The organism is uncultured Streptomyces sp. (assembly GCF_947488945.1).
In the GTDB taxonomy this organism is placed as follows: domain Bacteria; phylum Actinomycetota; class Actinomycetes; order Streptomycetales; family Streptomycetaceae; genus Streptomyces.
This window is the reverse complement of record NZ_CANLBS010000083.1, coordinates 1-622: the sequence shown is the minus strand read 5'-3', so window position 1 is coordinate 622 and position 622 is coordinate 1. Positions and strand designations below refer to the sequence as shown.

At 56.1% G+C, this 622-nt stretch carries 1 rRNA gene; it reads left to right on the top strand.

Annotated elements, in window-relative coordinates:
- A 23S ribosomal RNA gene (locus tag Q0994_RS33915) occupies positions 1-622 on the top strand; the annotation flags it as partial.

Below are 622 nucleotides of genomic sequence, written 5' to 3'. Positions count from 1 at the left end.
GTCGTGACTGCGTGCCTTTTGAAGAATGAGCCTGCGAGTTAGCGGTGTGTAGCGAGGTTAACCCGTGTGGGGAAGCCGTAGCGAAAGCGAGTCCGAACAGGGCGTTTGAGTTGCACGCTCTAGACCCGAAGCGGAGTGATCTAGCCATGGGCAGGTTGAAGCGGAGGTAAGACTTCGTGGAGGACCGAACCCACCAGGGTTGAAAACCTGGGGGATGACCTGTGGTTAGGGGTGAAAGGCCAATCAAACTCCGTGATAGCTGGTTCTCCCCGAAATGCATTTAGGTGCAGCGTCGTGTGTTTCTTGCCGGAGGTAGAGCACTGGATAGGCGATGGGCCCTACCGGGTTACTGACCTTAGCCAAACTCCGAATGCCGGTAAGTGAGAGCACGGCAGTGAGACTGTGGGGGATAAGCTCCATGGTCGAGAGGGAAACAGCCCAGAGCATCGACTAAGGCCCCTAAGCGTACGCTAAGTGGGAAAGGATGTGGAGTCGCAGAGACAACCAGGAGGTTGGCTTAGAAGCAGCCACCCTTGAAAGAGTGCGTAATAGCTCACTGGTCAAGTGATTCCGCGCCGACAATGTAGCGGGGCTCAAGCGTACCGCCGAAGTCGTGTCATTC